2 protein-coding genes are annotated in these 498 nt (G+C 43.6%); one reads left to right on the top strand and one right to left on the bottom strand.

Annotated features, from left to right (window positions below):
- Positions 1-219 (bottom strand): FAD-binding oxidoreductase (locus A3751_RS01280; protein WP_231876811.1); only part of this gene is annotated, 219 nt, incomplete at its 3' end.
- Between the two features lie 113 nt (positions 220-332).
- On the opposite strand from A3751_RS01280, the gene A3751_RS01275 reads away from it, so the two are divergent.
- A partial coding sequence (locus tag A3751_RS01275; RefSeq protein ID WP_156492163.1) for a LysR family transcriptional regulator occupies positions 333-498 on the top strand: 166 nt, incomplete at its 3' end.

Below are 498 nucleotides of genomic sequence, written 5' to 3'. Positions count from 1 at the left end.
ATCTGCCACTTTTATGCTGAAGAACTCTAGCTCTTCCTCATAGTTCGCGCTTGCGATGCTATAGGCGCGCATCAGTGGACGCCCCTCATGCTCGAGCCCAATCATAATGAAGTGGCCATTTTTAAAGCGAAATGACGGGTCGCGACTCGTTTTAAAGCTGAAAAGCTTATCGTTCCAATGCGTTACGCTGGTAACAGTCTCAGTCATAAAACCGGCCATAAAGTTCTCCAAATAATTCAATCTAGTTTCTTAACAAGTTGCGTTGCATTCTAATTACGCATAATCTATCTGTAAATCAGGATATTCAAATACAACTATTCGGTTTTTCCGATATGCGATTTACACTTAAACAGTTAGAAGTATTTCTAGCCGTAGCACGCGAAGAAAACGTGAGCGCAGCCGCGGATCGACTTTCCATGTCGCAATCAGCCGTCAGCGAAGCGCTCAAGAATTTAGAGAGTCAATTTGATATTGTGCTCTTTGACCGACTAGGGCGAT

Source organism: Oleiphilus sp. HI0080 (assembly GCF_001635135.1).
The sequence above is the reverse complement of the archived record's forward strand: the minus strand, read 5'-3'. Positions and strand labels throughout refer to the sequence as shown.